The sequence below is a fragment of the Dictyoglomus sp. GBS genome (genome assembly GCF_055179815.1).
In genome coordinates this window covers 927,419-952,398 of sequence record NZ_CM143687.1, presented here as the reverse complement: position 1 = coordinate 952,398, position 24,980 = coordinate 927,419, and the positions used below count along the sequence as shown (strand labels likewise).

General features: G+C 30.8%; 30 protein-coding genes and 1 pseudogene. 3 read left to right on the top strand and 28 right to left on the bottom strand.

Annotated features, from left to right (window positions below; genetic code table 11):
• Position 1: 1 nt before the first annotated feature.
• From priA to ACY3IT_RS04485, 5 genes are read right to left on the bottom strand one after another with little or no spacing between them, the layout of a single operon-like run.
• Complete coding sequence (gene priA / locus ACY3IT_RS04505; protein WP_463083590.1) at positions 2–2,116, bottom strand: replication restart helicase PriA; 2,115 nt, start codon at positions 2,114–2,116, stop codon at positions 2–4.
• Between the two features lie 9 nt (positions 2,117–2,125).
• Complete coding sequence (gene rpoZ / locus ACY3IT_RS04500) at positions 2,126–2,329, bottom strand: DNA-directed RNA polymerase subunit omega (RefSeq protein ID WP_463083589.1); 204 nt, start codon at positions 2,327–2,329, stop codon at positions 2,126–2,128.
• The gene (gene gmk, locus ACY3IT_RS04495; RefSeq protein WP_463083588.1) at positions 2,316–2,945 is read right to left on the bottom strand and encodes a guanylate kinase; all 630 of its coding nucleotides are present in this window, start codon (positions 2,943–2,945) and stop codon (positions 2,316–2,318) included. Before gmk ends, rpoZ begins: the two co-directional genes overlap by 14 nt.
• On the bottom strand, positions 2,942–3,202 hold the full coding sequence (locus ACY3IT_RS04490; protein ID WP_463083587.1) for a DUF370 domain-containing protein: 261 nt from the start codon (positions 3,200–3,202) through the stop codon (positions 2,942–2,944). The genes gmk and ACY3IT_RS04490 overlap by 4 nt, the downstream gene beginning before the upstream one ends.
• Before the next feature lie 18 nt (positions 3,203–3,220).
• Positions 3,221–4,078 (bottom strand): YicC family protein, encoded by an 858-nt coding sequence (locus tag ACY3IT_RS04485; protein ID WP_463083586.1) that lies wholly within the window; start codon positions 4,076–4,078, stop codon positions 3,221–3,223.
• Between the two features lie 70 nt (positions 4,079–4,148).
• Between ACY3IT_RS04485 and rsmI the strand changes: the two genes are divergently transcribed.
• Genes rsmI through ACY3IT_RS04470 form a run of 3 tightly spaced genes read left to right on the top strand, consistent with a single transcriptional unit; the run spans position 4,149 to position 7,128 of the window.
• A complete protein-coding gene (gene rsmI / locus ACY3IT_RS04480) occupies positions 4,149–5,012 on the top strand; it encodes a 16S rRNA (cytidine(1402)-2'-O)-methyltransferase (RefSeq protein ID WP_463083585.1) in 864 nt (287 codons plus the stop codon).
• 26 nt (positions 5,013–5,038) lie between these two features.
• Positions 5,039–6,046 (top strand): phosphate acyltransferase PlsX, encoded by a 1,008-nt coding sequence (plsX, locus tag ACY3IT_RS04475; protein ID WP_463083584.1) that lies wholly within the window; start codon positions 5,039–5,041, stop codon positions 6,044–6,046.
• Entirely contained in the window at positions 6,043–7,128 is a 1,086-nt protein-coding gene (locus tag ACY3IT_RS04470) for a type IV pilus twitching motility protein PilT (RefSeq protein ID WP_463083583.1), read from the top strand. Before plsX ends, ACY3IT_RS04470 begins: the two co-directional genes overlap by 4 nt.
• Here the strand turns inward: ACY3IT_RS04470 and ACY3IT_RS04465 are convergent.
• The 23 genes and pseudogenes from ACY3IT_RS04465 to ACY3IT_RS04355 form a co-directional block, all read right to left on the bottom strand.
• The gene (locus ACY3IT_RS04465; protein WP_463083582.1) at positions 7,125–8,186 is read right to left on the bottom strand and encodes a glycosyltransferase; all 1,062 of its coding nucleotides are present in this window, start codon (positions 8,184–8,186) and stop codon (positions 7,125–7,127) included. The genes ACY3IT_RS04470 and ACY3IT_RS04465 overlap by 4 nt on opposite strands.
• The gene (locus tag ACY3IT_RS04460; RefSeq protein WP_463083581.1) at positions 8,144–9,382 is read right to left on the bottom strand and encodes a glycosyltransferase family 4 protein; all 1,239 of its coding nucleotides are present in this window, start codon (positions 9,380–9,382) and stop codon (positions 8,144–8,146) included. The genes ACY3IT_RS04465 and ACY3IT_RS04460 overlap by 43 nt, the downstream gene beginning before the upstream one ends.
• A 217-nt stretch (positions 9,383–9,599) precedes the next feature.
• Complete coding sequence (aroQ, locus tag ACY3IT_RS04455) at positions 9,600–10,043, bottom strand: type II 3-dehydroquinate dehydratase (protein ID WP_463083580.1); 444 nt, start codon at positions 10,041–10,043, stop codon at positions 9,600–9,602.
• Positions 10,030–10,560 (bottom strand): shikimate kinase, encoded by a 531-nt coding sequence (locus tag ACY3IT_RS04450; protein ID WP_463083579.1) that lies wholly within the window; start codon positions 10,558–10,560, stop codon positions 10,030–10,032. The genes aroQ and ACY3IT_RS04450 overlap by 14 nt, the downstream gene beginning before the upstream one ends.
• Positions 10,557–10,685, bottom strand: coding sequence for a hypothetical protein (locus ACY3IT_RS04445; protein ID WP_463083578.1), 129 nt, complete (start codon positions 10,683–10,685; stop codon positions 10,557–10,559). The genes ACY3IT_RS04450 and ACY3IT_RS04445 overlap by 4 nt, the downstream gene beginning before the upstream one ends.
• Positions 10,686–10,829: 144 nt before the next feature.
• Complete coding sequence (gene speE / locus ACY3IT_RS04440; protein ID WP_463083577.1) at positions 10,830–11,744, bottom strand: polyamine aminopropyltransferase; 915 nt, start codon at positions 11,742–11,744, stop codon at positions 10,830–10,832.
• A 35-nt stretch (positions 11,745–11,779) separates the two neighbouring features.
• Positions 11,780–12,208: an adenosylmethionine decarboxylase gene (gene speD, locus ACY3IT_RS04435; protein WP_463083576.1), complete on the bottom strand. Its 429-nt coding sequence runs from the start codon at positions 12,206–12,208 to the stop codon at positions 11,780–11,782.
• Positions 12,209–12,371: 163 nt separating this feature from the next.
• Positions 12,372–12,953 carry an RNA 2',3'-cyclic phosphodiesterase gene (gene thpR, locus ACY3IT_RS04430; RefSeq protein ID WP_463083575.1) on the bottom strand — a complete coding sequence of 194 codons (582 nt, stop codon included), beginning with the start codon at positions 12,951–12,953 and terminating at the stop codon, positions 12,372–12,374.
• Positions 12,934–13,431, bottom strand: coding sequence for a CDP-diacylglycerol--glycerol-3-phosphate 3-phosphatidyltransferase (gene pgsA, locus ACY3IT_RS04425; protein ID WP_463083574.1), 498 nt, complete (start codon positions 13,429–13,431; stop codon positions 12,934–12,936). The genes thpR and pgsA overlap by 20 nt, the downstream gene beginning before the upstream one ends.
• Positions 13,428–14,747, bottom strand: coding sequence for a 30S ribosomal protein S12 methylthiotransferase RimO (gene rimO, locus ACY3IT_RS04420; RefSeq protein ID WP_463083573.1), 1,320 nt, complete (start codon positions 14,745–14,747; stop codon positions 13,428–13,430). Before rimO ends, pgsA begins: the two co-directional genes overlap by 4 nt.
• Positions 14,744–15,487, bottom strand: coding sequence for a helix-turn-helix domain-containing protein (locus tag ACY3IT_RS04415; RefSeq protein WP_463083572.1), 744 nt, complete (start codon positions 15,485–15,487; stop codon positions 14,744–14,746). The genes rimO and ACY3IT_RS04415 overlap by 4 nt, the downstream gene beginning before the upstream one ends.
• A complete protein-coding gene (locus tag ACY3IT_RS04410; RefSeq protein WP_463083571.1) occupies positions 15,463–16,182 on the bottom strand; it encodes a pseudouridine synthase in 720 nt (239 codons plus the stop codon). Before ACY3IT_RS04410 ends, ACY3IT_RS04415 begins: the two co-directional genes overlap by 25 nt.
• 2 nt (positions 16,183–16,184) lie before the next feature.
• Complete coding sequence (scpB, locus tag ACY3IT_RS04405; RefSeq protein WP_463083570.1) at positions 16,185–16,694, bottom strand: SMC-Scp complex subunit ScpB; 510 nt, start codon at positions 16,692–16,694, stop codon at positions 16,185–16,187.
• The gene (locus tag ACY3IT_RS04400; RefSeq protein ID WP_463083569.1) at positions 16,669–17,343 is read right to left on the bottom strand and encodes a segregation/condensation protein A; all 675 of its coding nucleotides are present in this window, start codon (positions 17,341–17,343) and stop codon (positions 16,669–16,671) included. Before ACY3IT_RS04400 ends, scpB begins: the two co-directional genes overlap by 26 nt.
• Positions 17,337–18,329, bottom strand: coding sequence for a tryptophan--tRNA ligase (gene trpS, locus ACY3IT_RS04395; protein ID WP_463083568.1), 993 nt, complete (start codon positions 18,327–18,329; stop codon positions 17,337–17,339). Before trpS ends, ACY3IT_RS04400 begins: the two co-directional genes overlap by 7 nt.
• 47 nt (positions 18,330–18,376) lie before the next feature.
• Positions 18,377–18,982, bottom strand: a complete 606-nt coding sequence (locus ACY3IT_RS04390; RefSeq protein ID WP_463083567.1) for a site-2 protease family protein — start codon at positions 18,980–18,982, stop codon at positions 18,377–18,379.
• Positions 18,983–18,991: 9 nt separating this feature from the next.
• Positions 18,992–20,293: a pyrimidine-nucleoside phosphorylase gene (locus ACY3IT_RS04385; protein WP_463083566.1), complete on the bottom strand. Its 1,302-nt coding sequence runs from the start codon at positions 20,291–20,293 to the stop codon at positions 18,992–18,994.
• Positions 20,290–21,474: a phosphopentomutase gene (locus ACY3IT_RS04380; RefSeq protein ID WP_463083565.1), complete on the bottom strand. Its 1,185-nt coding sequence runs from the start codon at positions 21,472–21,474 to the stop codon at positions 20,290–20,292. Before ACY3IT_RS04380 ends, ACY3IT_RS04385 begins: the two co-directional genes overlap by 4 nt.
• Positions 21,471–22,361, bottom strand: a complete 891-nt coding sequence (xerD, locus tag ACY3IT_RS04375) for a site-specific tyrosine recombinase XerD (protein ID WP_463083564.1) — start codon at positions 22,359–22,361, stop codon at positions 21,471–21,473. The genes ACY3IT_RS04380 and xerD overlap by 4 nt, the downstream gene beginning before the upstream one ends.
• Complete coding sequence (rlmB, locus tag ACY3IT_RS04370) at positions 22,358–23,077, bottom strand: 23S rRNA (guanosine(2251)-2'-O)-methyltransferase RlmB (RefSeq protein WP_463083563.1); 720 nt, start codon at positions 23,075–23,077, stop codon at positions 22,358–22,360. The genes xerD and rlmB overlap by 4 nt, the downstream gene beginning before the upstream one ends.
• Before the next feature lie 17 nt (positions 23,078–23,094).
• The gene (ispF, locus tag ACY3IT_RS04365) at positions 23,095–23,589 is read right to left on the bottom strand and encodes a 2-C-methyl-D-erythritol 2,4-cyclodiphosphate synthase (RefSeq protein WP_463083562.1); all 495 of its coding nucleotides are present in this window, start codon (positions 23,587–23,589) and stop codon (positions 23,095–23,097) included.
• Positions 23,550–24,242, bottom strand: coding sequence for a 2-C-methyl-D-erythritol 4-phosphate cytidylyltransferase (gene ispD / locus ACY3IT_RS04360; protein WP_463083561.1), 693 nt, complete (start codon positions 24,240–24,242; stop codon positions 23,550–23,552). Before ispD ends, ispF begins: the two co-directional genes overlap by 40 nt.
• Positions 24,230–24,835: pseudogene (locus ACY3IT_RS04355) on the bottom strand (TRAM domain-containing protein); the annotation flags it as partial. The pseudogene ACY3IT_RS04355 and the gene ispD, both read right to left, overlap by 13 nt.
• Positions 24,836–24,980: the final 145 nt, after the last annotated feature.

The window sequence follows — 24,980 nt, the reverse complement described above, 5'->3', positions numbered from 1 at the left end:
CTCATAAATTAGTTTCCTTCATATCTACATTTATTATAAATTTTACATTAGAAAAAGGAGTTTTACTATCCTCACAAATATTCTTTAGCATCCTACTCTCTATAATTCCTTTTCTGTCTTTTATCAATATCTGATATCTAAACTTATCCTTTATAAGATAAGGATAAAAAGGAGCTGGTCCTAAAACCTCCAAATCAGCATATTTTTCCTCCAATATAGCTACCATCTTTTTACCCTCATCCACAACCTCGTCTTCATCCGAACCTTCTACTATAATCTGATGTAAAATAGAAAAGGGAGGATAAAAAAGTGATTTTCTTAATTTCAACTCATAATTTAAAAAGGTACCATAAGAATTGCTTTTTATAGCTTTTACCACATAATGGGAAGGAGAATAAGTTCTTAATATGATTTCTTCACCTTTAAAGAAAGATTTAATTCTATTTAACATATTGAAAGCCTTTTCAGGCATAGAAAAATCAGGGATATGAATGAAATTATCCAAATTATATATTATAAGAACTCCTGCATCTTCAAGATCTAACCAAGGTTCTATCATTTTTGTACCTACAATAATATCAGCCTCTTTTATTAAGGATTCACCCTGAAGCTCTATCTCACTATCTATTCTTAGAACCTTATAATTCTTGAAAGTTTTAACCAAATATCTCTCAAGTTTTTCAGTACCGATACCACCAAAAATAAAATTATATCCTTGACATACAGGGCACATGGTAGGTGGAAGAGAAGTAAAACCACAGTAATGACATTTTAAAACTTTGTCTTCATCTTGATGAAAAACTAACGGTGATCTACAATGAGGACACATAAAAATATATCCACAATCTACACATTGAATATATGTAGAAAAACCTAAGCGATTTAACAATATCAGAACTTTCCTCTTTATCCTCATATTATCATTTATTCTCTTTGTGGAATAGCTATCTAAAAAATCTTCGTTTTTAATTCTTCTTAAATCAATTATCGTAATTTTTTTCTTTATTAAATCGGGAATTCTGACAAAATTAAACATTTTTTTAGAAATAGCCTGATAAAAATCCCTTATAGAGGGAGAACTAGATCCCAATATGATGGGAATTCCCTCAAACTCTGCCCTTTTTAAAGCTACTTTAACACCATCATATTTGGGTTCTTTCTCTCTTATATCATAAAACTCATTCTCTTCTTGATCAACAATAATTACCCCAAGATTATTAAAGGGTAAAAAAAGTCCTTTAGTTGTACTAAGAATGATAGCCCTTTCAGTTCCTGCAATTTTATATACTCTATATGCCTGAGCCTCTGTTAAAAGTCCATGGTAAAAGTAAAAGGGGACTGGAACTAAATCTGATAAAAATTCACCAAATTTAATTAAAGTCTTTATAGTTGGAAATACCAAGAGGACACTTTTTCCTTTCTGATAAAAATATTTTAATAACTCAAAATACATTTTCCATCTTTTTTTCTGAGATTCAACAAAAAGCAAAAGAGGTTTATTAACAATTTTAAGTATATTATCCATATCTATTTCAAGGTTTCCCCAACTATCGCTGATCTTTTCACTTTGAAAAACAGTTTTTCTTGGTGCCTTCTCCTTTATTACAATTTCAAATCTCTCCTCTATGGCCCCTTTTTTAATAAGCTCATTTATAACAGATTCAGAAATCTTTCCTACTTCTTTTTTTAGTTCTTCCACTGTTTTTTCCTCAAAAAGGCTTATAAAAACTTTTTCTTGCTTTTTTGTCATATCTACAGCCACATCCTTAGCTACTAAATATCTTTTAACATCTAAATCAATTCCTGTAGGAAATATATAATTTGCGGTCCTATATAAAGAATTCCCATAGTAATCACTTACCCAATTAACTAAATTAATAAGAGGTGTTCCAAGAGATGGAACCTCTGTAAGCTGAGCATGTATCGGCTGAAGATTATATTCTATGCTATTATCTTCTAAGATATCCCAAATATAACCAATTTTTTTAGATTTTTTTAGAGGAACAATAACAGGACTACCTATTTCAATATATGAAAATTCCTCTGGAATTGAATAGTATAAAAAATCTCTTTCTGGAATATAGGTTTCAAAAAGAATTACTTTTGCTACCTTCACCAAAAGCTCTTATAGTTCGCTCTCTTCTTCCTCTTTAAAGGTAACCTTTCCTTTAGCTATTTCTTCCATAGCAAGAATTAATGGATCCTTAGCCACAGTCTTTAAGAACTTTAGTTCCTCAAAAATTTGTCTTGCCCTTTTTGAAACTGTTACTGTCAATACATATTTATTTGAGATTTTTTCTAAAAGTTCATCAATATTAAGTTCTTTCATTAAACTCACCTCCAAATAATTTTAAAAAATATTCAATTTTCTCCCTACAAAGTTTATGCCTCTCTGCTATTATAATACTTCTTACTCTATCAACTGCATTTTCTAGATCATCATTTATAACAGCATAATCATAATAAGAAATTTTAGAAATTTCAAGAGGAGCATTCTTAAGACGGATTTCTAAATCTCTTAGATCCTCTGTTTCTCTGCCTATAAGTCTTCTTTTTAATTCTTCAAAATCAGGTGGTAAAACAAATATTAATATGGCTTTATCATAAATCTTTTTCACATTTATTCCACCTTGCACATCAATTTTTAATATAACATCAACCCCTTTATTCACAAACTCCTCTATTATTCTCTTGGGAGTACCATATAGATATCCATGCACCGCTGCCCATTCTAAGAACTCTCCCTTTTCAACCATTTCCTTAAAAGTTTTTTCATCTGTAAAATAGTAACTTTTACCTTCTACCTCTCCTAATCTTTTGGGTCTTGTGGTAAAAGATACAGATTTTACTAAGTTTGGTACCAATCCAAGAAGTCTTTCTAAAATAGCATCCTTACCAACTCCAGAAGGGCCAGAAAGAACAAAAAGATTTCCCTTAAAAATCATTTTTCATTCTCCTCTAATTTTTCTCCACCCTCTATTCTTGCTGCAATAGTTTCTGGATGTAAAGCAGACAAAACTATATGACCACTATCTAATACAAGTACAGCTCTTGTCTTTCTCCCATAAGTTGCATCTATAAGTTCATTACGATTTTTAGCATCAGATAAAAACCTTTTTATGGGTGCAGAATCAGGACTTATAATAGCCACAACTCTCGAGCTCACCACCATATTACCAAACCCAATATTAATAAGTTTCATAATTAGTTCCACTCCCCTCTATTCAATATTTAATGTTAATTCTCTAATTTTTTCCAATTCTTTTTTTAGATCAATAGCATAAAACATAATAGACGTTTTTGCAGTTTTACTTGATAAAGTATTTATTTCTCTATTCATTTCTTGAAGTATAAATTCCAATGTTTTCCCTATAGACCCATCCTTTTTTATCTCTTCATAAAATCTTCTTATAAATTCATCAATCCTAGTTATCTCTTCATTGATATCAGTTTTCATAAGAAGAAGAGCAATTTCTTGATAAAGTCTATCCTCATTTATAATGTTGAATTCAAATTCCTTTAACTTCTTTTCTAAAAAAAGTTTTGCCTCTTTTTGCCAATTCTCTTCTTCCCTTTTAACATTAGAAAGGAGTGTTTCTATTTTATTTAAACTTTCTAATATAGCCCTTTTAATGCTTTCTCCTTCTTCCCTTTTATATCTATCAAACTCTTCTATTAACAATTTTGTCTCGGAAATTATTTTTTTACAATCCTCTTCATTAAAAATTCTATTTTCTGTAAAGAATACTTGAGGGTTAGCAAGAATCTCTTTCCAATTATATATAGCCTCTGAATTTCCAGTAATTTTACCAAGATCTTTTAAGATATTACTAAGAAGATCTATATTTAACCTTGAATAATTTTCAGGTGATTTATGAATCTTTAAGGAAAAAACCACATATCCCCTTTTTACATAGCGTTTTATCTCAGCAATTATTTCCCTTTCTAAAAAAGAAAGAGCATCAGGTAGGTTTACCTTAATTTCTAAAAACCGATGATTATAGCCTTTTATTTCTAAAAAAAAAGTAAGGCTATCAATAACAAATTCTCTAAATGCTGAAGAAGTCATACTTTTCATTTTACTATAATTTTACTTCACCACTTTACATTTGCCAAGTGGAAAAATATATTTATAATTTAAGGTAAGTATGGGAAAATTATATGTAGTAGCAACACCAATAGGAAATTTAAAAGATATTACTTTTAGAGCTATAGAGGTTCTAAAAAGCTGTCCAATAATTGCTGCTGAGGATACTAATCATACTAAGATTTTATTAAAAAAATACGAGATTGAAAATAAAACTATCATCTCTTATCACAAATATAACGAGGAAAAAAGGGTAAAATTATTTTTAGATTTACTTATTAAAAAAAATTTAGATATTGCTTTGGTTTCAGATGCTGGAACACCATGTATATCTGATCCTGGTTATCAAATAGTAAAAACTGCTAGAGAATATAATATAGATGTAATTCCAATTCCTGGCCCCTCATCACTAATAGCAGCTCTTTCCATATCAGGACTCCCTCTTAATACCTTCTACTTTGCAGGTTTTTTGCCTAAATCATCAAAAAGAACAGAGTATTTAAAAAAGATAGAAGAAAAAGAGATAGAAACTTTTGTTATATATGAATCTCCCAAGAGAATTGATGAACTTTTACAAGATATATTAAAAATATTTCCCAATTCTATATTATGCGTATGTAGAGAACTTACAAAAACCTTCGAAAAGGTATATTATGGTAATATAGAAAAGGTAATAGAGGAAGTTAATAAAGATCCATATAAAGAAAAAGGAGAATATACTATCATAGTACACCGGGAAAGAAAGGCTAAAAAAGACTTCAAAAAAGATATTTCTATTGAAGCTATACTTTTTGATGAACTTATTAAACAAGACCTTTCTTTAAAAGATGCGATTGAGAAAGTATCTAAAAAATTAAATATACCTAAAAAGGAAGTTTATAAGGCGTCAATAAACCTAAAAGAGAAAATTAAGAGAATATTATAACATTTAGAAAGGAGGAACTTTATTTTATGAAAATAGCTCTTGACGCAATGGGGGGAGATTATGCTCCTATAGAGATTGTAAAAGGAGCCATTGAATCACTACCTGAAATAAAATCAACAATTGTACTTGTAGGGAATAAAACGTTAATTGAATACGAGTTAAACAAATACAAATTTGAGAAACATAGAATTGAAATAGTTCACGCAGAAGAAGTAATAGAAATGCACGAACATCCAGCTTTTGCAGTAAAAGAAAAAGAAGATTCCTCAATTGTAAAATCTATTAAATTAATAAAGGAAAAAAGCGTAGATGGAATGGTATCTGCAGGTAATACTGGAGCAGTAATGAGTAGCGCATTACTCTATTTGGGAAGGCTAAAGGGAATTAAAAGACCAGCTATAACTACAGTTCTTCCTACTATAAACAACATACCCACTATTATGTTAGATATAGGGGCAAATGTAGATTGTAAAAAGGAATATTTAGTACAATTTGCCTTAATGGGTAAAATATATATGGAATCAATTTTTAATGTAGAAAATCCTAAAATAGCATTACTAAATATAGGTGAAGAAGAGGGAAAAGGTAATCAGTTAGTTCAAGAAACTTATTCTTTATTAAAGAATACACCTTATTTCAATTTTTATGGAAATGTGGAAGGAAAAGATTTATTTAAAGGAATAGTTAATATAATTATATGCGACGGCTTTGTAGGGAATATTGCTATAAAAACAGCAGAGGGGGTTGCAGAAACCTTACTTGAATTAATATCAAAAGAATTAAAGAGTTCATGGTGGAGTATTATTCTTGCATTACTTCTAAAATCAAAATTCAGAAATATAAAAAAAAGTATGGATTATAGTGAATTTGGCGGAGCTCCTCTTCTTGGGATAAATGGTAATGTTATCATATCCCATGGAAGATCAAAGTCCAAAGCTATTAAAAATGCACTAAAATTAGCAGAAAAGGTGATTAACTTAAGAATTAATGATAAAATTATGGAAGGATTAGAAAAACTTTCCATAGAGGGGTGAGAAAAATTAGGCCTGATAAATTTGAAAAAATTATCAATCTTGCAATAAATCTTGATGCTTCAGATATCCATCTTAAAGTGGGAACACCTCCTGCAGTAAGAATCATGAAAGATATAGTCTTATTAAAAGAGGATCCTTTAACTTCAGAGGAGGTAGAAAACTTAGCCTTCAGTATAATGCCTCCAACAGCAAGAGAAATATTTCAAAAGAACAAAGAAGTAGATTTTCCTTTTGAAAAAAAAGGATTAGCAAGATTTAGAGTAAACGTCTATACCCAAAGACAAACCATAGCCATTTCCATGAGATTAATAAAAATTAATATACCATCAATAGAGGAATTATGTCTCCCTCAAATAATAAAAAGTCTTGTAATGAAGAGAGCGGGTCTCATATTGGTTACTGGCCCATCTGGTTCTGGGAAGTCTACCACATTGGCAGCAATGATCGAATATTTAAATCAAAATGAGAACCTAAATATCATCACTATTGAAGACCCTATTGAATATGTCTTTACAGACAAATTATCTCTCATCTCTCAAAGAGAAATAGGTATTGACACTGCTTCTTTTTCTTCAGCTCTTAAAATGGCTTTAAGGGAAGACCCAAACGTAATTATGGTAGGAGAGTTAAGAGATCTTGAAAGCGTTTCTGTAACCCTGCAGGCGGCTGAAACTGGACATTTGGTACTAAGCACCTTGCATACTATAGATGCTGTTTCTACAATAAGTAGAATCGTAGATATGTTTCCTCCCCACCAGCAAAATCAAGTTAGATTTCAGCTTGCAAGTACCTTAGTAGGAATTATTTCCCAAAGGCTTCTTAAACGAAAAGATAAAATGGGCTTAGTTCCTGCATGCGAAGTTCTAATAGGGAATTCTACTGTAAGAAAATGGATAAGAGAGAATAAACTAACAGAGATTCCAAAGATTATTCAAGAAGGTCAATTAGAAGGAATGCAATCCTTCAATCAACACTTATTAGAGCTCTATAGAAAAAACATAATAGAAGCAAGTGAAGCTTTGATGGCAAGTCCTAATCCTTCAGACTTAGAACTTGCCATCAAAGGCATCACAGCAGGCTAAACTACAGTTAATTCTTTTCTAACACTTAGTAAATCCATCATTGTAAAATATGCTAATAGATAGGAAAGCAAGCTTTCAGACCCTTGATTCAGGTTAACTCCATCAGGAGTTATAGCATCGTAGCATCCATATGTCTCATTATCTATAAGAGACACTTTCCTTGAGTTTTTTCCATGAAACCACATAAAGACATCTTTAGCTTTACCAATATAACTTACATCTTTTAGAACTTCATAAGCCTCTTTGTAAAGCAATATCATTTCTCCTGCTTCTACTGGTTGTTCATCATATTCCGCTATAGTTCCACCTCTTATATACCAACCATTACAACCTATGGGTTTAAAATATCCATATCTAAATACAATTTTCTCTAAAAACTCCATACTATCTAATGCTACATCCCAGATATCTTTTTCTCTTAACACCTTATAAGCCACAAAAAGAGAGAGAGGAAGAATCGCATTACTATACGCCATTATATCTTCAAACCATTTCCATGATTCATCCATATTTTCTCTAAATTGCCTTACCAAGGATTTGGAAAGGTGAGAAACATATTCCTTAATTTGAGCTCTATCTAAGGTGCTTTCTTTTAAAGAATAGTATAACCCTAATATAACATATGCTTTAGCTCTTGGAGATTTTATATATTCAATATATTTCAAAGCATTATGCAAAAGTTCTTTATAAAGCATTCTTACATTTAAAGGTAGTATATTCTCAGAAACACAGTAACCAAGAGCCCATATTGTTCTTCCAAAACTATCTTCAGAACCTTCATCTTCCAAAAATCTTCTATCATAACTCATAAAATTTCTAAAGTTACCTTTTGGGGTTTGAGCATTTAATATAAAAGATGAATATCTATATATAAGATCCAAATATTTTTCATCTCTAAAATTTCTATAGAACATAGTAGCAACAATTAATGCTCTTGAATTATCATCGGTAGTATACCCAAAACGGGGATCTGGAACTCCAAACTTTGAGTGTTGAATAATTCCAGTATCATCAGTTAATCTGAATAAATGTTCATCTCTGGGGCGAATAAGTTCCATTTTTTCCACCTCCTTCCACTAAATGTTTCTATCTTTTTATTTACAACTTCGTCAAACAACTTTATATATTTCTCTGCCACTACATTCCACCACATACTTTTGCCATATTCAAAAGCTTTTTTCTCAATACCTTCTCTAAGATCTCTATTGTAGTAAACTTCTTTAATAGCTTCAGCAATAGCATTAGAATCTCTAAAATCAACTAATATTCCTCTTCCATCTGAAAGAAGTTCCTCTGCATATCTATAAGCCGTTGATATGATAACTTTTCCAGAAGCAAGAGCATAACTCAATGTGCCACTTACTGCTTGTTCTTTACTTAAATATGGCGTCACATAGATATCTGATAATTGTAAATATTTCAAAATCTCATCTAATGTTAAATATCTATTTACGAACATTACATGATCCTCTAAATTATACTCCTTAACCATATTCATCAATTTATCTCTATAACTTTCTCCAGAATGCTTAATTACACCAGGATGAGTTCTGCCAAGAATTAAATATATGATACTGGGAATCTTATCTTTTACTTTAGCAATAGCTTCAATAGCATATTCAATTCCCTTTCCCGGTCCAATAAGTCCGAATGTGCTTACTACAAATCTTCCTTCTAAACCAAGCTCTCTCTTAAGTTTTTCTCTATCTACTTTAGTATTTATTGGAACACCATGAGGAATATGTAAAATCTTTTCCTCAGGTATATTGTAAATATTCACCAATAATTCAATTGTATTTCTAGCCATTGTTACCACTTTTACTGCTTTTGACCCGATATAACTTACAATGTACTTTTGTTTGTCGATTGGATTTAATAGGACTGTATGCAAAACAAATATAAATGGTTTCTTAGTATTATCAACTAAATGAAGAAGATATTCTCCATATTCCCCACCATATATACCATACTCATGTTGTATTACCAAAAGATCTATATCTGATTCATTGATAAATTGTGCAACTTCAAAATAACTTTCCTCTTCAAATTGTTTTAATTCTTTAATAACTTTCTCATCATAAAGATAAAAATCATCACTTATAGCAATAACATTTGTATTAACAAAAGGATTATATAAAGGAGCAATTTTATCTATTTCAGATACTAAATCTTCAGTAAAAGTTGCTATACCACATACTCTTGGAGGATAAGTACTCAAAAAATCTACATTTATAACTACCCTATCTTTTACCATAAGTCCCCACCTCCTTTATAGAGTGAGAATATCAAAAGATTTGTTTTTAGATGAAACTTTAAATCAGATTGTAGTCTACCGATTTTTGTGGTACCAAAATAGTTATTTTTTTTATATATTTACATCATATATCTATCTATAAAAATTATATATAATAACAGAAAAATAGTCAAGTTGTATACTTGAGATGATAATAGTATGAATAAAAGATTTCTAATCAAGAGTTACAAATGTAAGAAATATAATCTAAGGCAAGAAAATAACTATAAATTCCAAATCCTGATATTTGACCTATACATACTGGAGCAATAACTGACTTATGTCTAAAATCTTCTCTTGAATAAATATTACTTAAATGAACTTCTATAGTGGGCTTTTTTACGGCAGTTATAGCATCTCTTATTGCATAACTATAATGGGTTAAAGCCCCTGCATTAATAATAATAAAGTCTACTTTACTACCTAAATCCTGAATCCAATCTATAATCTGACCTTCCCAATTAGATTGCAAAATAGTTATCTCAAACCCCTTCTCCTGTGCTTTTTTTATAATAATATTATTCAAAGTTTTAAAATCTAAATCCCCATAAATATGGGGTTCTCTAATACCCAAAAGATTAAGGTTTGGACCATGTATTAATAATATTTTACACTTTTCCATATGCTTGCAGACCTTTAACTATCTCTTTAACAATTAAATTAGGATTTTTCCCCTCTGTATCTAAAATCAAATGGGCAGTCTCTCTATAATACTTTTGTCGCATTTCATATATCTCTTTAACTTCTTTTATATCTCTTTTAAGAATTGGTCTTTTTTCAAACTCTTCTTCTTTTTGCAATCTATTTATTAAGGTATCAAAATTACTATATAAGTAAATAACAAAGGATTTTTCTTTTAATAATTTTCTATTCTCTTCCTTTAGTATAATTCCCCCTCCTGTTGAGATTATAACTTTTTCATAATCCTCTATCACTTTATTAAGATAAAATGACTCCCTTTCTCTAAAATAATCTTCACCCTTATCAGAGAAAATTTTAGTTATTTTTTCCCCCTCTTTTTCTTCTATATAACAATCCAAATCAATAAAAGGATAACTCAACTCTTTCGACAAAAATAAACCTACTGTGGTTTTCCCACTACCCATGAAACCTATAAGGGCTATCCTATTTATATTCATCTACCAATAAAATACATTCCCCAAAGTATGAATATGCTTGCTAAAAAAAATACCGACACAATCAGCGCAACTATCCTGATAATTTGCATTTTCTTTTCTTTTTTGGTTTTTGCTTTCTTTGCCATAAAATTATCCCTCCGAATTATATCCTTCTCTCACATCATAACAGTTATTATAGTGAGGACACTTCTGACAACATCCTATCTTGTGATTCAAACACTCATTATAATATGGGCATTCATCACAACAAAACATTAAAAACCTCCCTTTTAATCCTCTACCGCATATAGAGGAGCATTATCATATGCTACTCTGTTTTCCTTTTCAATTATATTTCTTAGATTTTTAGGTAATGAAAACATCATTTTATGGGTTTCCCCATCATAAAACTTCAGCCCCTCTAAGCCTTTATTTTTCAATATATCATCAATTTCTTTTTCCGAATATTCTTTTGGATCTATTTTATCACTTGCAAATATAAAACTCCATATGAAATCATAAGCAGGTACATAAGCTTGGTAAGATCTAACCTTTTTAAAAATAGCTCTTAATGTTGAGTTCATCACTGTATGGAAATATATCTTTAAATGATGTGTGGTACCCGCCTGCATTACAAAAATTCCATCTTCCTTTAAATGTTGTTTAACAATATTATAAAACTCATAAGTAAACAATTTAACGGCTGGACTTCCTTCCATAGGTTCAGATAAATCACTTATAATTACATCAAATTGATCCTCTGTTCTTTCTAAGTAAGCCCTTGCATCATCTATAATAAGTTTTGTTCTATGGTCTTCAAAAGAACCTTGATGCCACTCTGGCAAAAACTCTTTTGAAACCCTAACTACTTCTCCATCTATATCCACCATTACCGCTTCCTTTACATCTTTATGTCTTAAAACTTCACGCAGAGTGGCACCTTCAGCTCCTCCCATAATCAAAACTTTCTTTTCTTTGGATGGATTTAAAACAAGAGCAGGATGTACTATTGCCTCGTGATATATAAACTCATCCTTTTCACTGGATTGAATTCTTCCATCCAAAACTAAACACTTCCCATAAAAACTACTTTCTATAATATCAATCTTTTGAAAAGGTGATTGCCCTGTATAATAAAACCTACTTATACCATGCCAGTGAATCTCACTGGGATGATTTTTTTCAATTATCCAATAAGCATCCATAAATTGTCCACCTTTCCAATATTATTTTTTACCAGTCAACCTACAGTCTCTTTTTCCTTTTCCTTCTCCTCCTTAGGTTTATAATTAAAATTACCTTCCTCTATTGGGAGAATACCGCGCTTGGCCTCAAAAGTTATTACTTGTTCTGCCTGCAAATAATTATTTAAATATTCAAAAGCCTTCCATGGATTAACATGATCTCCACAAGTAAAAAGATCACAAGCAGCAAATCCATATTCTGGCCATGTATGTATAGCAAGATGAGATTCAGATATAACTACTACCCCGCTTACACCGTATGGACTAAATTTGTGAAATACAACCTCAACCACTTCTGCTCCAGCAACAACAGCTGCATTTACCATTATTTCCTTAATCTTTTCCACATCATTTAATATTTCACGGTTGCAATTGTACATCTCAGCTAAAATATGTCTTCCTAAGGATTTCCCAGTGATATTCACCTCGGTCCCGCCTCCTTTCTCAAAAATTTTACGAAAGCAATTTTATCACTAACACCATCATTTATCAAGAGATTTTCTAGGAAAAATAACTAAAAATAGGAGTTTTTTGAAAATTTATTCTTCTTTATCCTATTTTTTGCATTATTTTAAGATTTTTTTCTATTTATATATGTTTTTTAAGAGTTACTTTATAAATTGGTTGATATATAGGTCCTTGAGGAGTAAGAGTACTTTCAAAAAGTACAATTTCTTCAACTAAAATCTCTTCCTTTTTAAAATCAAAATCCTGTAAAATTCTAATATTCTCTTTAACCCTTCCAAGAGTTAGATGAGGAGAAAAAGGCTTTTTCTCTTTTGGTATTCCTTTTTTTACCAAACGTCGTTCAATAAGATCAAAGATCTTTTCCAAATTTCCTAATCCATCTTTAATTCCTATCCATAATACTCTTGGAGAACTAAGAGACGGAAATCCCCCAAAACCCTCTAAAGTTATAGAAAAAGACTCTACATAGTGACTTACCTCATCCAAAACCTCTTTAATTTCATCAACATACTTTTCAGAAACTTCTCCTATAAACCTTAAAGTAAGATGAAAATTCTCTTTTTCGACCCATTTTACATTACCAATTATGGAATTTCTTACACTTTTCTGAAAAACAAAAATCTTTTCCTTTAGATCTTCTGGAAAATCTATGGCTATAAATAATCTTTTATAACTTATGTCTTTAGAAGATTTCTTTGCCATATTTGTAAAAATAATAAGCTCCAGAATATAAAGTCAAAATTAAAGCAATTCCTATCAAATACTCTTTTAAAGGTAGGCTTAGAATAAAAAAAATTATAGCCATATCTTGAAAAACTGTTTTTATCTTACCTGATCTTAATGCAGGGAGAATTATATTTTTTTGTAGTAATGCCATTCTCAATCCCGTAACCATAAATTCTCGGAAAAGAATAAATATTACAATCCAAGGCGAAATCAAATTCATACTAACAAAATATATTAAAACACTTATAACCAAGATCTTATCAGCTAACGGATCCAAAAATTTACCTAAATTAGAAATTTTGTTATACCTTCGAGCAATTTCTCCATCTAAATAATCAGTCAGAATAGCTAATAAGAATAAAGCAAAAGATAAAAAAGGACTCTTCGGAAAAAGTAAAAGGATAGGAAAAGTTAAGAAAATACGGAAAATAGTAAGGAAATTAGGAATATTCATACTATCTCTCCTAATAAATCATAAGATTTGTATTTTTTAATTCTAACCTTTACTTTTTCGCCCATTTTAATTTTCTTTTTTTCTGCCCCTACTATGTAGATAAGACCATCTACTTCTGGAGCTTCTCTCCAACTTCTTCCGTAAAAATATCGCCCATCAAAACCTTCTACTATAACTTCTAACTCTTTATTTACCATCTTTTTATTTAAATCCTTAGATATTTCCTTTTGTGTACTCATAATAATATCTACCCTTTTTTTCTTTTCTTCTTCATCTATTTGCTCTGGAAGATTTTGGGCTTTGGTACCATCCTCCGGATAATATGGAAAAACTCCAAGTCTATCAAAATAGTATTCTTGTATGAAATTATATAATTCCTCAAACTTTTTTTCTGATTCTCCTGGAAATCCAACAATAAATGTAGTTCTAATTATAGCATCAGGAAAATTTTCACGAATCTTATTCCAAATATTAATTATTTCATTTTTTCCATAACTTCTATTCATATTTTTAAGGATCTCATCATTAACATGTTGTAAGGGAATATCAAAATAAGGCACAATCTTCTCAGAATTCTTTATAAGTTGGATAATTTCATTACCTAATCTACTTGGATACAAATATAGCAATCTTATATAAAAATCTCCTTCAATTTTTTCAAGCTTACTAAGAAGTCTTGCTAAGGAAGGTTTTCCATACAAATCTTCACCATATCTTGTGGTATCTTGAGATATCATATTAATCTCTTTTACACCATTTCTTATTAATTTCTCTACCTCATTTACAATATCTTCTATCTCTCTACTTCGCATCCTACCCCTTATATACGGAATAGTACAATAACTACAAAAATTATTACATCCTTCTGATATTTTCACATATGCACTATAAGGAGTAAAAAGTAATCGGGTCATTGCAGAAGTATAAAGAAAGTTAGAAGCTGGAGAGGTAATAACTTTTTCCGTAAATCCGTTATCCTTATTCAACAAATTTTTGAAATTCATATATTCACCAGGACCTATAAACAAATCTACAAATGGGAATTTACCCTCCAAATCCTTTTTAAATCTTTCCACAAGGCAACCTGTAACTACTATCTTTTTACCTAATTTCTTATATTTTTCTAATGAACGTATATTACTTTCCGATTCCTCTAAAGCAGGTTTTATAAAAGCGCAAGTATTAACTAATAGAATATCTGCCTCTTCTTCTGAGGATGTAAGAGTATATCCTAATTCTTTCAAAAATCCTAAAATTATTTCTGTATCCACTTGATTTTTAGCGCAACCTAAATGTATTATACCTGCCTTTTTCATGGTACCTTTACTTTTATTACTTCTCCTCTTTTTCCTAAAACTCCCATGCTTTGTTCATTATAAAATATTTCTATACCCCCTGCATTTCCTATATGAAAATATAAAGATGTATAAGTCCAAGTTAATGTATCTCCCTTATTTAAAATTCCCTCATAAATAATTTTTTCATCATTGAAAACCCTAATCCAAGTTCTTTCATTGGCACATACCTTTATAGTAGAACTTAATGTATTTTCACCCTGGGGAAAGATCGTCTCAGTAGAAGTATAAGTAAAGCTTCCAAGGAAATATGTATATGAACTTTCTTGCTGATTACTTATAGAATAAAGAGTATATGTAGGTTCTTTTTGAGTTATTGATCTTGATTGAAAATATGATGATATAAAAATAGTTGTTAAGAGTATAACAACAACCAAGATATATACTCCATATTTCCACTCACAACTACTTCTATCCTTATTTTGTAAAGGTATCTCTATTTTATCTTCCTTTCTCCCATACTGTGAGTAGTATAAATCTATGATATTACTTTCATTTAGGCCAATAATATTTGCATATTTCTTAATGATTGCCTTTTTATAAAAATCAGATAGATTAACCTTATCAAAAGTATCATTCTCTATAGCTTCTAAATATCTATAACTTATCTTTAAAAGAGAAGAAACCTCTTTTAAATCTAATCCTTTCTTCTCTCTCTCTTCTCTAAATATCTCTCCTAAGCTTTTAGTCTCTCCAACCATGTCAACTCTCTTTTACTCAAAAACCTAATATCTCCTGGTTTTAAATTTCCAAGCTTTATTTCTCCTATTTGTATCCTTTTCAATTTTAACACTTCATAATTAAACAAGGATAACATTCTCCTTATCTGTCTTTTCCACCCTTGATATAAAACCACTCTAAGCATGCTTATATTTCCTTTAGCCCAAAGTATTACAAATTCAGCTGGTAATGTTTTTCCTTCTTCTAAAATAACACCTTCTCTCAGTTTTTTCAACTCTTCTTCTTTCGGAATTCCTTTTACCATTACTTCATAAACCTTAGGTATTTTATATTTCGGATGAATAATATAATTAGCAATCTCCCCATCATTAGTACAAAGTAAAAGACCTTCGCTATCTTGATCTAATCTTCCTACAGGATATACCCTATAGGATATATTTTTGATTAATAAAAGATCTTTTACTGTTTTTCTTCCAAAGGGATCATATAAGCTTGATATATAGCCCACAGGCTTATATAAAGCCAAATAGATCTTTTTTTCTGGAATTAAAATTTTTCCTTCTACTTCTACTCTATCTTTCTCTGGATCTATTTTATAACCTAAGGTAGTTATTACATTTCCATTTACTTTTACCTTACCTTGAATAATAAGTTCCTCTGCTTTTCTACGAGAAGCAAAACCGCATTCTGCAATATATTTTTGAAGTCTTTCCATACCTATTTTTTAACTCTTTCCTCTAATTCTTTTTTATCTTCTATAATAAAATATCTAAAGAATTCTTCTCCAATTCCATATATAAAGGGTCTTCCAATAGTCTCTTTTCTTCCTATAATCCTTATAAGCCTTCGCTCTAATAAATTAGAAAGAATTCCATCAACTTTTGTTCCCTTTATAGCTTCTATCTCAGTCTTTGTTATAGGTTGATGATAATAGATTATAGCAAGCACCTCTAAAGCTGATCTTGATAATCTCTCAGTACCCTTAGATGTATATCTCCATACAGCTTCTGCAGCATCTGGAGAGGTTGCAAATTCATATCCATCATTTATTTTATAAATATTAATACCTCTTTCTTCATACTCTTTTTTAAGTTCTTCCAATAATTCCTCCACCTCTTTATCATCTATATCCAAGATTTTAGCTATCTCCTTAGAAGAAATAGGTTTCTCAGAAACAAAAAGAATAGCTTCTATCTGTTTTTTATACTTTTGTCTCAACTCTCTCATCTTCCACCACTTTAAAAATTATCTCTCCTAAATATTCATTTTGGAAAACCACAACCTTTCCTTTATTTGCTAAATCACATAAAGCAAGAAAATAACAGATTTTATCTATTTTATTTTTCCCCTTCACTATCTCCGAAAATTTTCCTTCTTTTTTAGCCATAATATCCAAAGCTTTATTTTCAATATCTATTGTAAAATGATCCTCTAAATAATTTAAATTCTGTATTAAGCTTTTTTTTCTTTCCAGAAAGAGAAGATAAATTTCTGTCAAATTTATTTTTTCATTTTGATTCAAAATTAATACGTCTTCCTTTTTGCTAAAATCTCGTCTAAATATGAGAAGGCTCCTTTCCTCTTTTTCCTTTAGATAAGGAACCAATTCTCTCCAATCATCAGAAAAAAGCAAAAATTCATCTTCCTTTTTCTCTCCGTCAGATATATCCTTCTTTCTTAAACCGAATAATCTTTTAATTTTACTCTCTAATATTTCTACTGTTACATCTAAAAAAGATGTCGTAAGCTCAAGATCATTCCACTTATTTTCTCCCAATGAGTAATACTGATCAATCAAATCCTTAAGAGGAAAAATAGATATATCAATCTCCTTTTGCAAAAATTCTTTTATTGTGAGAAATGGATTAATTACCATTTTACCTTTAATCCCATAGCTTCTCTAACAATATCCATGGTTTTTTGGGCTTCTTCTCGAGCCTTTTTATTTCCTTCAAATAGAATATCCCAAGTAGTCTTTTCATCATTAAAATAAACCTTACGTTTTTCCCTAATAGGTGTCAAAAAACTATTTAATTTTTCTGAAAGTTTCATTTTACACTCCACACATCCAATCTCAGCCCTTCTACAGGCCTCTGCAATCTCTTCAGTTTCCTCTTTATTAAAGATTTTATGATAAGCAAAAACAGTACAAACTTCTGGATGTCCTGGATCATTTCTCCTTATACGTGCAGGATCAGTTACCATCCCTCTTATTATCTTTTTAAGTTCTTCCTCCTCTGTATCTAAAGGAATTGTATTGCCATAACTTTTTGACATTTTTCTCCCATCTGTCCCTACAAGTTCTGGGACATCAGAAAGTTTAGCTTGAGGTTCTGGAAATATGGGAGAATAAAAATAATTAAATCTTCTTGCTATCTCTCGAGTAAGTTCTAAATGAGGTAACTGATCCTCTCCAACAGGGACAGTATCAGCTCTATAAATTAAAATATCTGCAGCTTGGAGAACAGGATACCCTAAGAATCCATATGTAAAAAGGTCTCTTCCTTCCATCTCTCTTAACTGCTCTTTATAGGTAGGATTTCTTTCTAACCATGGTAAGGGTACAAACATGGAAAATAACAGAAAAAGTTCAGCATGCTCAGTTATATCTGATTGCCTAAATATCACAGCTTTGTTAGGATCTATTCCCACTGCTAACCAATCACATATCATATTAAAAACATTATCTTTCACCTCTTCTGTCTCCCTATAATGTGTGGTCAAGGCATGCCAGTCAGCAATTTCAAAAAAACATTCATAGGAATCTTGAAGTTCTACCCAATTCTTTAAAACTCCCAAAAGATGCCCCAAATGCAATTTCCCCGTTGGTCTCATACCACTTAATATTCTCCCAGCCTTCATCCAAAACCCTCCTAGATAATTCAGTATTTTTTCAAGATAGGATTATATCAAAAATTTAGTCCTAAAAGATAAAAGAAGAAACTTAAAAAGGGACTCATAATTATATAAAGAACATTAGTCAAAATAAGAATCATTAGGATAAATATGCCATAAATTCCTAAAGATCGATAATACCTTCTATATTTATAAGGAAGAATCGCTTCTAATACATGAGAACCATCTAAAGGGGGAATAGGTATTAAATTAAAAACGCCTAAAAAAACATTAAGAATAGCAAGCTCTATACAGAATCTGATAAAACCAATCGGAATATATAATCCTTCTATTCTCCAAAACATACTTACTAAAAAAGCTAAGGTAAAATTAGCAAAAGGACCAGCCAAAGATACTAAAACTATACTTTTTTCTCCCCTTCTTAAATTATCAAAATTAACTGGAACAGGCTTTGCCCAACCAAACCTAAAAAGAAGTAGCATTAAAAAACCAATAGGATCTATATGAGCTAAAGGGTTCAAGCTTAACCTACCTGAAAGACGAGGAGTAGGATCTCCTTCTATTTCAGCCATCTTTCCATGAGCATATTCATGAACTGTTATTGCTATCAATATGGCTACTATTCTCCACAAATATAATACTAAGTTATTAAATACCATAAATACCTCCTACATAATTATATCCAATATTAATGGTAATGGCTCCCTTTTATGGGGACCTATTTTTATCGCTTCTTTAAATATCTCTTGAGCTTTTCTTAATTTTTCAGCATCATTAGCATAAAAAGTTACTATAGGTTCATTTTTAGTAACTTTATCTCCTATCTTCTTATGCAATTTTAAACCAACATAAAGATCAATTTTATCATCCTTTTTAGCCCTTCCTGCACCTAAGGTCATCACCGTTTGAGCTACCCTGTATGCATCTAACTCTTCAATATACCCTTCTTCTAAGGTATATATCTCCTTTTGTACTTTGGCATTTAAAAGAGGAGAGTAATCATCAATAATCTTAAAATCTCCACCCTGATAAATTATTAAATCTCTAAGTTTATTCAAAGCCTTTCCACTTAGCAAAGCACTCTTAACTTTTTCTCTCAAAATCTCGTCATCTTCTTCTCCAGCAACTTTAAGGGCAACAATTGATAAAACCGTTACTAACTCTATTAGATCTGAAGGGCCTCTACCCTTTAATACCTCTATTGCCTCTAATACTTCTAAAGAATTACCAACAGCGTTTCCTAAGGGCTGGTCCATTTGAGATATTACAGCAGCCATTTTTCTACCCATATTTTTTCCAATCTCAACCATGATTTTAGCCAACTCCTTAGCTGAATTTATATCTTTCATAAATGCACCTTTACCTACCTTAACATCCAATACAATTACATCCGAACCTCCTGCTATCTTTTTACTCATTACGCTACTTGCGATAAGAGGAATAGAATCAACAGTTCCTGTTACATCTCTTAAAGCATATATTTTTTTATCAGCTGGTACTAAATTCTCTGTTTGACCTACTATAGCTATTCCTATTTCTTTAACTTGCTTAATAAATTCTTCATCGGATAAATAAGTTCTAAAACCTGGGATTGACTCTAATTTATCAATAGTACCTCCTGTATGTCCCAGACTCCTTCCTGACATTTTTGGTACAGGATACCCTAAGGATGCAATAAGAGGAGCAAAAACTAATGTTGTTTTATCACCTACACCCCCTGTACTATGTTTATCTATTTTTGTTCCTGGAATATTTGATAAATCTAAAACCTTACCTGAAAAAGCCATTTCCTTTGTTAAAGAAACAATCTCTTGAATATTCATACCTCTAAAATAAATTGCCATAAGCAAAGCCGACATTTGATAATCTGGTATATCTCCCTTTACATAACCATTAACTATATATGATATTTCATCGTCAGTTAATGGATATCCATCTCTCTTTTTAATAATAAGATCTACCATATTCATAATATATTCCACCCTTTCTGAATAATACTTAAGAAACTCTCCCCATCAAGATTATTTTCAACCTTAAAGTAATCTGCTATCGTCTTTCCTAAATTAGCAAATGTCCTTTGTATCCCTAAAGAATAGTTGTTTTTAAAATCTGGAGAATAGATAAGCAGAGGAACATACTCTCTTGAATGATCCGTACTTGGAGTTGTAGGATCACATCCATGATCTGCGGTTATTATTAAAAGATCTTTATCAGATAATAATTTCATAATCATTGGTAAGGCTTTATCAAACTCTTCCAAAGCTTTAGCCATACCCAAAGGATCATTTCTATGACCGTAAAGGGTATCAAAATCTACTAAATTTACAAAAATGAGACCCTCTTTTAATTCGTTCCAAGCAAGAAAAATATTTTCTATACCCTCTGCATTATTTTTTTGATGAAGAGAATATGTTAATCCTCTTCCTGCAAAAATATCTTCTATCTTTCCTACCCCAATTACATCATAATCATTATTTTTTAAAAGATCTAAAAGAGTATTACGGGGCGGAGGTAATGAAAAATCTTTTCTCTTAGGAGTACGATAAAAATTTCCAGAGGTTCCTGCAAAAGGTCTCGCAATAACCCTTGCAACCGCATGTTCACCATGTAAAATACTACGAGCTATTTCACACATTCTATATAACTCTTCTACAGGGATAATATCCTCATGAGCTGCAATCTGAAACACACTATCTGCTGATGTGTAAACAATAGGATAACCAGTTTTAATATGTTCTTCTCCCAATTCCTTAATTATCTCTGTTCCTGAAGCAGGCTTATTCCCTAAAACTTTCCTCCCAATAGCTTTTTCAAATTTTTCTATTATTTCTTTTGGAAATCCATTTGGGTAAGTAGGAAAGGGTTTATCCAAAATTATACCTGATATTTCCCAATGACCAGTAGTAGTATCTTTTCCTGGAGAAGCTTCAGCCATCTTTCCATAAAATGCCAAAGGCTTTTCTTCGTAAGGAATTCCTTTTATAGGATATATATTAGATAAACCTAATTTACCCATATTAGGTAAATTTAATCCTCCCACTGCTTCTGCTGTATTTGCTAATGTGTTACTTCCTTCATCTCCATACTTAGAAGCATCAGGAAGCTCACCAATTCCCACTCCATCTAATACTATTAATATTACACGTTTCATTTTTCTTGCCTCCGCCCCAAAGGATGTGCTCTTCTATAAACTTCATGTAATTTACTAGAAACTACATGAGTATATATTTGCGTCGTAGATATATCAGAGTGACCAAGAAGCTCCTGAACAATACGGATATCAGCACCATTCATCAGTAAATGAGTAGCAAAGGTATGTCTAAAAGTATGTGGAGATACTTTTTTAGATAAACCTAAGACCTTAGAATATACTTTTATGATATACCAAACACCTTGTCTTGTAATCCTATATCCTTTTTTATTTAAAAATAAAGCATCGCTATCTACAGGCTTAAAATATTCCCTTACTTTAAGATATTTCTCAATACTCTCTGAAGCGTACTCTCCTATTGGAACAATTCTTTCCTTTTCTCCTTTTCCAAAACACCTTATATATTTTTCTTTCAAGTTAACATTGTATAAATTTAGATTAACTAACTCAGAAACCCTTATACCTGTACCGTATAGGGTTTCCAAAATAGCCTGATTCCTAATACCTAAAGGAGAGGAAGGATCAGGAAGATCTAAAATACTATCTATCTCTTTTTTATCTAAAACCTCAGGAAGATAAATAGGTATTTTAGGAGTCAGTATTATACTTCCATAATTTTTAGAAAGATAGCCTTCTCTTATGAGAAATTTCAAAAAAGTTCTTATAGCTGAAATCTTTCGGGCAATAGATTTTATCTTATACTCCTTATATAAGGTAGATAGATATTTCTGCCAATCTTCTCTATTAAAATCCTTTAAATTCTTCTTCTCTCCTTTTAAGAATGAAATAAAATGTTCTAAATCCCTTTTATATGCTTCTAAAGTATTAGAGGATAAATTTTTTTCGAATTTCAAATAAAAAAGAAAATCTTCTAATTTATCCCTCATAGACTTTCTCTTATCTTATACAAAATAATTCCAAGAGCAACTGATACATTCAATGAGTTCACTTTTCCATAGGGTGATATCTTCACTAAAAAATCACAAGATTCTTTAACAAGCCTGTGAAGACCCTCACCTTCGCTCCCTATTACTAAAGCCAAAGGAAATCTGTATTTTACTTTATCGAATTCAATATCAGTATCCAAATCCGCGCCTACTATAAAGAAATTCTCCTCTTTAAGATCCCTTAAAAAATTTGCCACATTAGATACTCTAACAACAGGTATAAAAGATAAAGCACCAGCTGAAGCCTTAAAAACAGTAGGAGTTAATCCAACACTTCTAAATTTAGGGATTACAATAGCAGATGCCCCTAAAAACTCACAGGTTCGAGCAATCGCACCTAAGTTTCTCGGATCTTGAATATGATCTAAAATTACGATTATGCTATTATTATCCAACTTTGTTTTTAAGTCTTCCCAAGAAACATATGGAACAGATGAGACAATAGCTAATATACCTTGAGAATTATCTTTTACTTCATTATCAATAAAATTTCTATCCACATATTGAATAGGTATATTTTTCTCTTTAGCAAGGTTTATTATCTCCTTGAATTTTTTATCAAAATGAATACCCTTTGCAATATAAATCTTGTTTATATTCAAATCTCCTTTTAAAGCCTCTAAAACAGGATTTTTTCCATATATTTTCTCTTCCATAAAAACTCTCCTTTTATTCAATATGCAATTAAAACTACTGCAAAGGCTGCAATTCCCTCTTTTCTCCCAATAAAACCCAATCCTTCGTTAGTAGTAGCCTTTATATTTACAGCTGATTTATCTATTCCTAAAGTAAAAGATATTTTCTCAATAATAGCTTCTCTATAAGGTAAAACCTTTGGCTCTTCTGCAATAATCATACCATCAATATTAATAATTTTTATCTTTCTTTCCTCTAAAAGACTTCTTACTTTTTCTAGTATGAGTATACTTGATATGCCTTTATAATTTATATCCGTATTTGGAAAATAATATCCAATATCATAAAGTCCAGAGGCACCAAGAAGAGCATCCGAGATAGCATGAATAAGTACATCTCCATCAGAATGTCCCTTTAATCCCTTTGGATAAGGAATCTTTACCCCACCTATATATAAATCTTTTCCTTCTTCAAAAGGATGTACGTCATAACCTAAACCAACTCTAATATTTTGGAAATGTAATCTATCCATATTAAATCTTCCTTTGTAGTAATTTTTATGTTAAAAGGATCTCCTTCCACTATGTATACTGGATAACCCAATCTTTCTAATAATACAGCATCATCGGTGCCTAAAAATCCATCTTGAAGAGCCTTATTATGAGCTTCTAATAATAAATTATATGGAAACATTTGGGGTGTTTGAATAAGCCATATCTTTTTTCTTTCTAAGGTAGCCTCTACCCTTCCTTTTTCATCTACTAACTTTACTGTATCTTTTGAAGGGATACCTAAAATACCAGAAGTTTTTCTTTCAATACAAAAATCTATTAATTTCTCTATATTCTCTATCTTTACAAAGGGTCTTGCTGCATCATGTATTATTACATATTCACATGGTTCCTCGATACTCCTAATCCCATTACAGACAGAATGTTGCCTTTCTTTGCCCCCTACTACTAATTTTATTTTTTTTGATAAATTCCATTCTTTAATCTTTTCTTGATAAAAATTTATCTTATCCTCTCTAACTACTAATATTAACTCTGATATTCTTTTGACCCTATCAAAAGTCCTCAAAGAATAGTAAATCAGAGGCTTATCTTTAATTTCCACAAGAAGTTTATCATCCCCAAATCTTACACTCTTTCCTCCAGCCACAATTATACCTACTATTTTTTCCAATGATCCTTATCCTCCCTTACCCTACCAAAGATAAGTCTTCCTGCAGCAGTTTGAAAGACACTTGTAACAACAACTTTTACAGTTTGTCCTATATATTTTCTTCCATTTTCCACTACCACCATAGTTCCATCCTCTAAATAGGCAACCCCTTGTCCAGCCTCTTTTCCTTCTTTAACAATATTTAGAGTAAGCTCTTCTCCTGGTAAATATATTGGTTTTACAGCATTCGATAACTCATTTATATTTAACACCGTTATACCTTCTATTTTAGCAAGTTTATTTAATCCATAATCATTAGTTACTATTTTACCCTTCAAAAGTTTCGCTAACTTTACCAATTTAGAATCCACACTTTGAATTTTAGGAAAGTCCATATCTACAATTACTACTTGATCTCCCAATTCTTTTCTTATTTGATTTAGATTATCAAGTCCAAATCTTCCCCTATTCTTTTTTAAAGATTCTGAAGAATCGGCGAGTTGTTGCAATTCCTTTAAAATAAAGCGGGGAATAATTATTTTACCTTCTATAAAATTTGTCTTCAATATATCTACTATTCTTCCATCTATAATTACACTTGTATCAAGTATTTTTACATACGGGAAATTATTAAAATCAAAAAACCTCATTCTGAAAATAAAATAAATATATATAGCAAAGACTAAAAAGGCAAAAATAAAATTTAATATATAAAGAGTATTGCATTTGTTATAAAAAAAAGACATGAATGAAAAAACT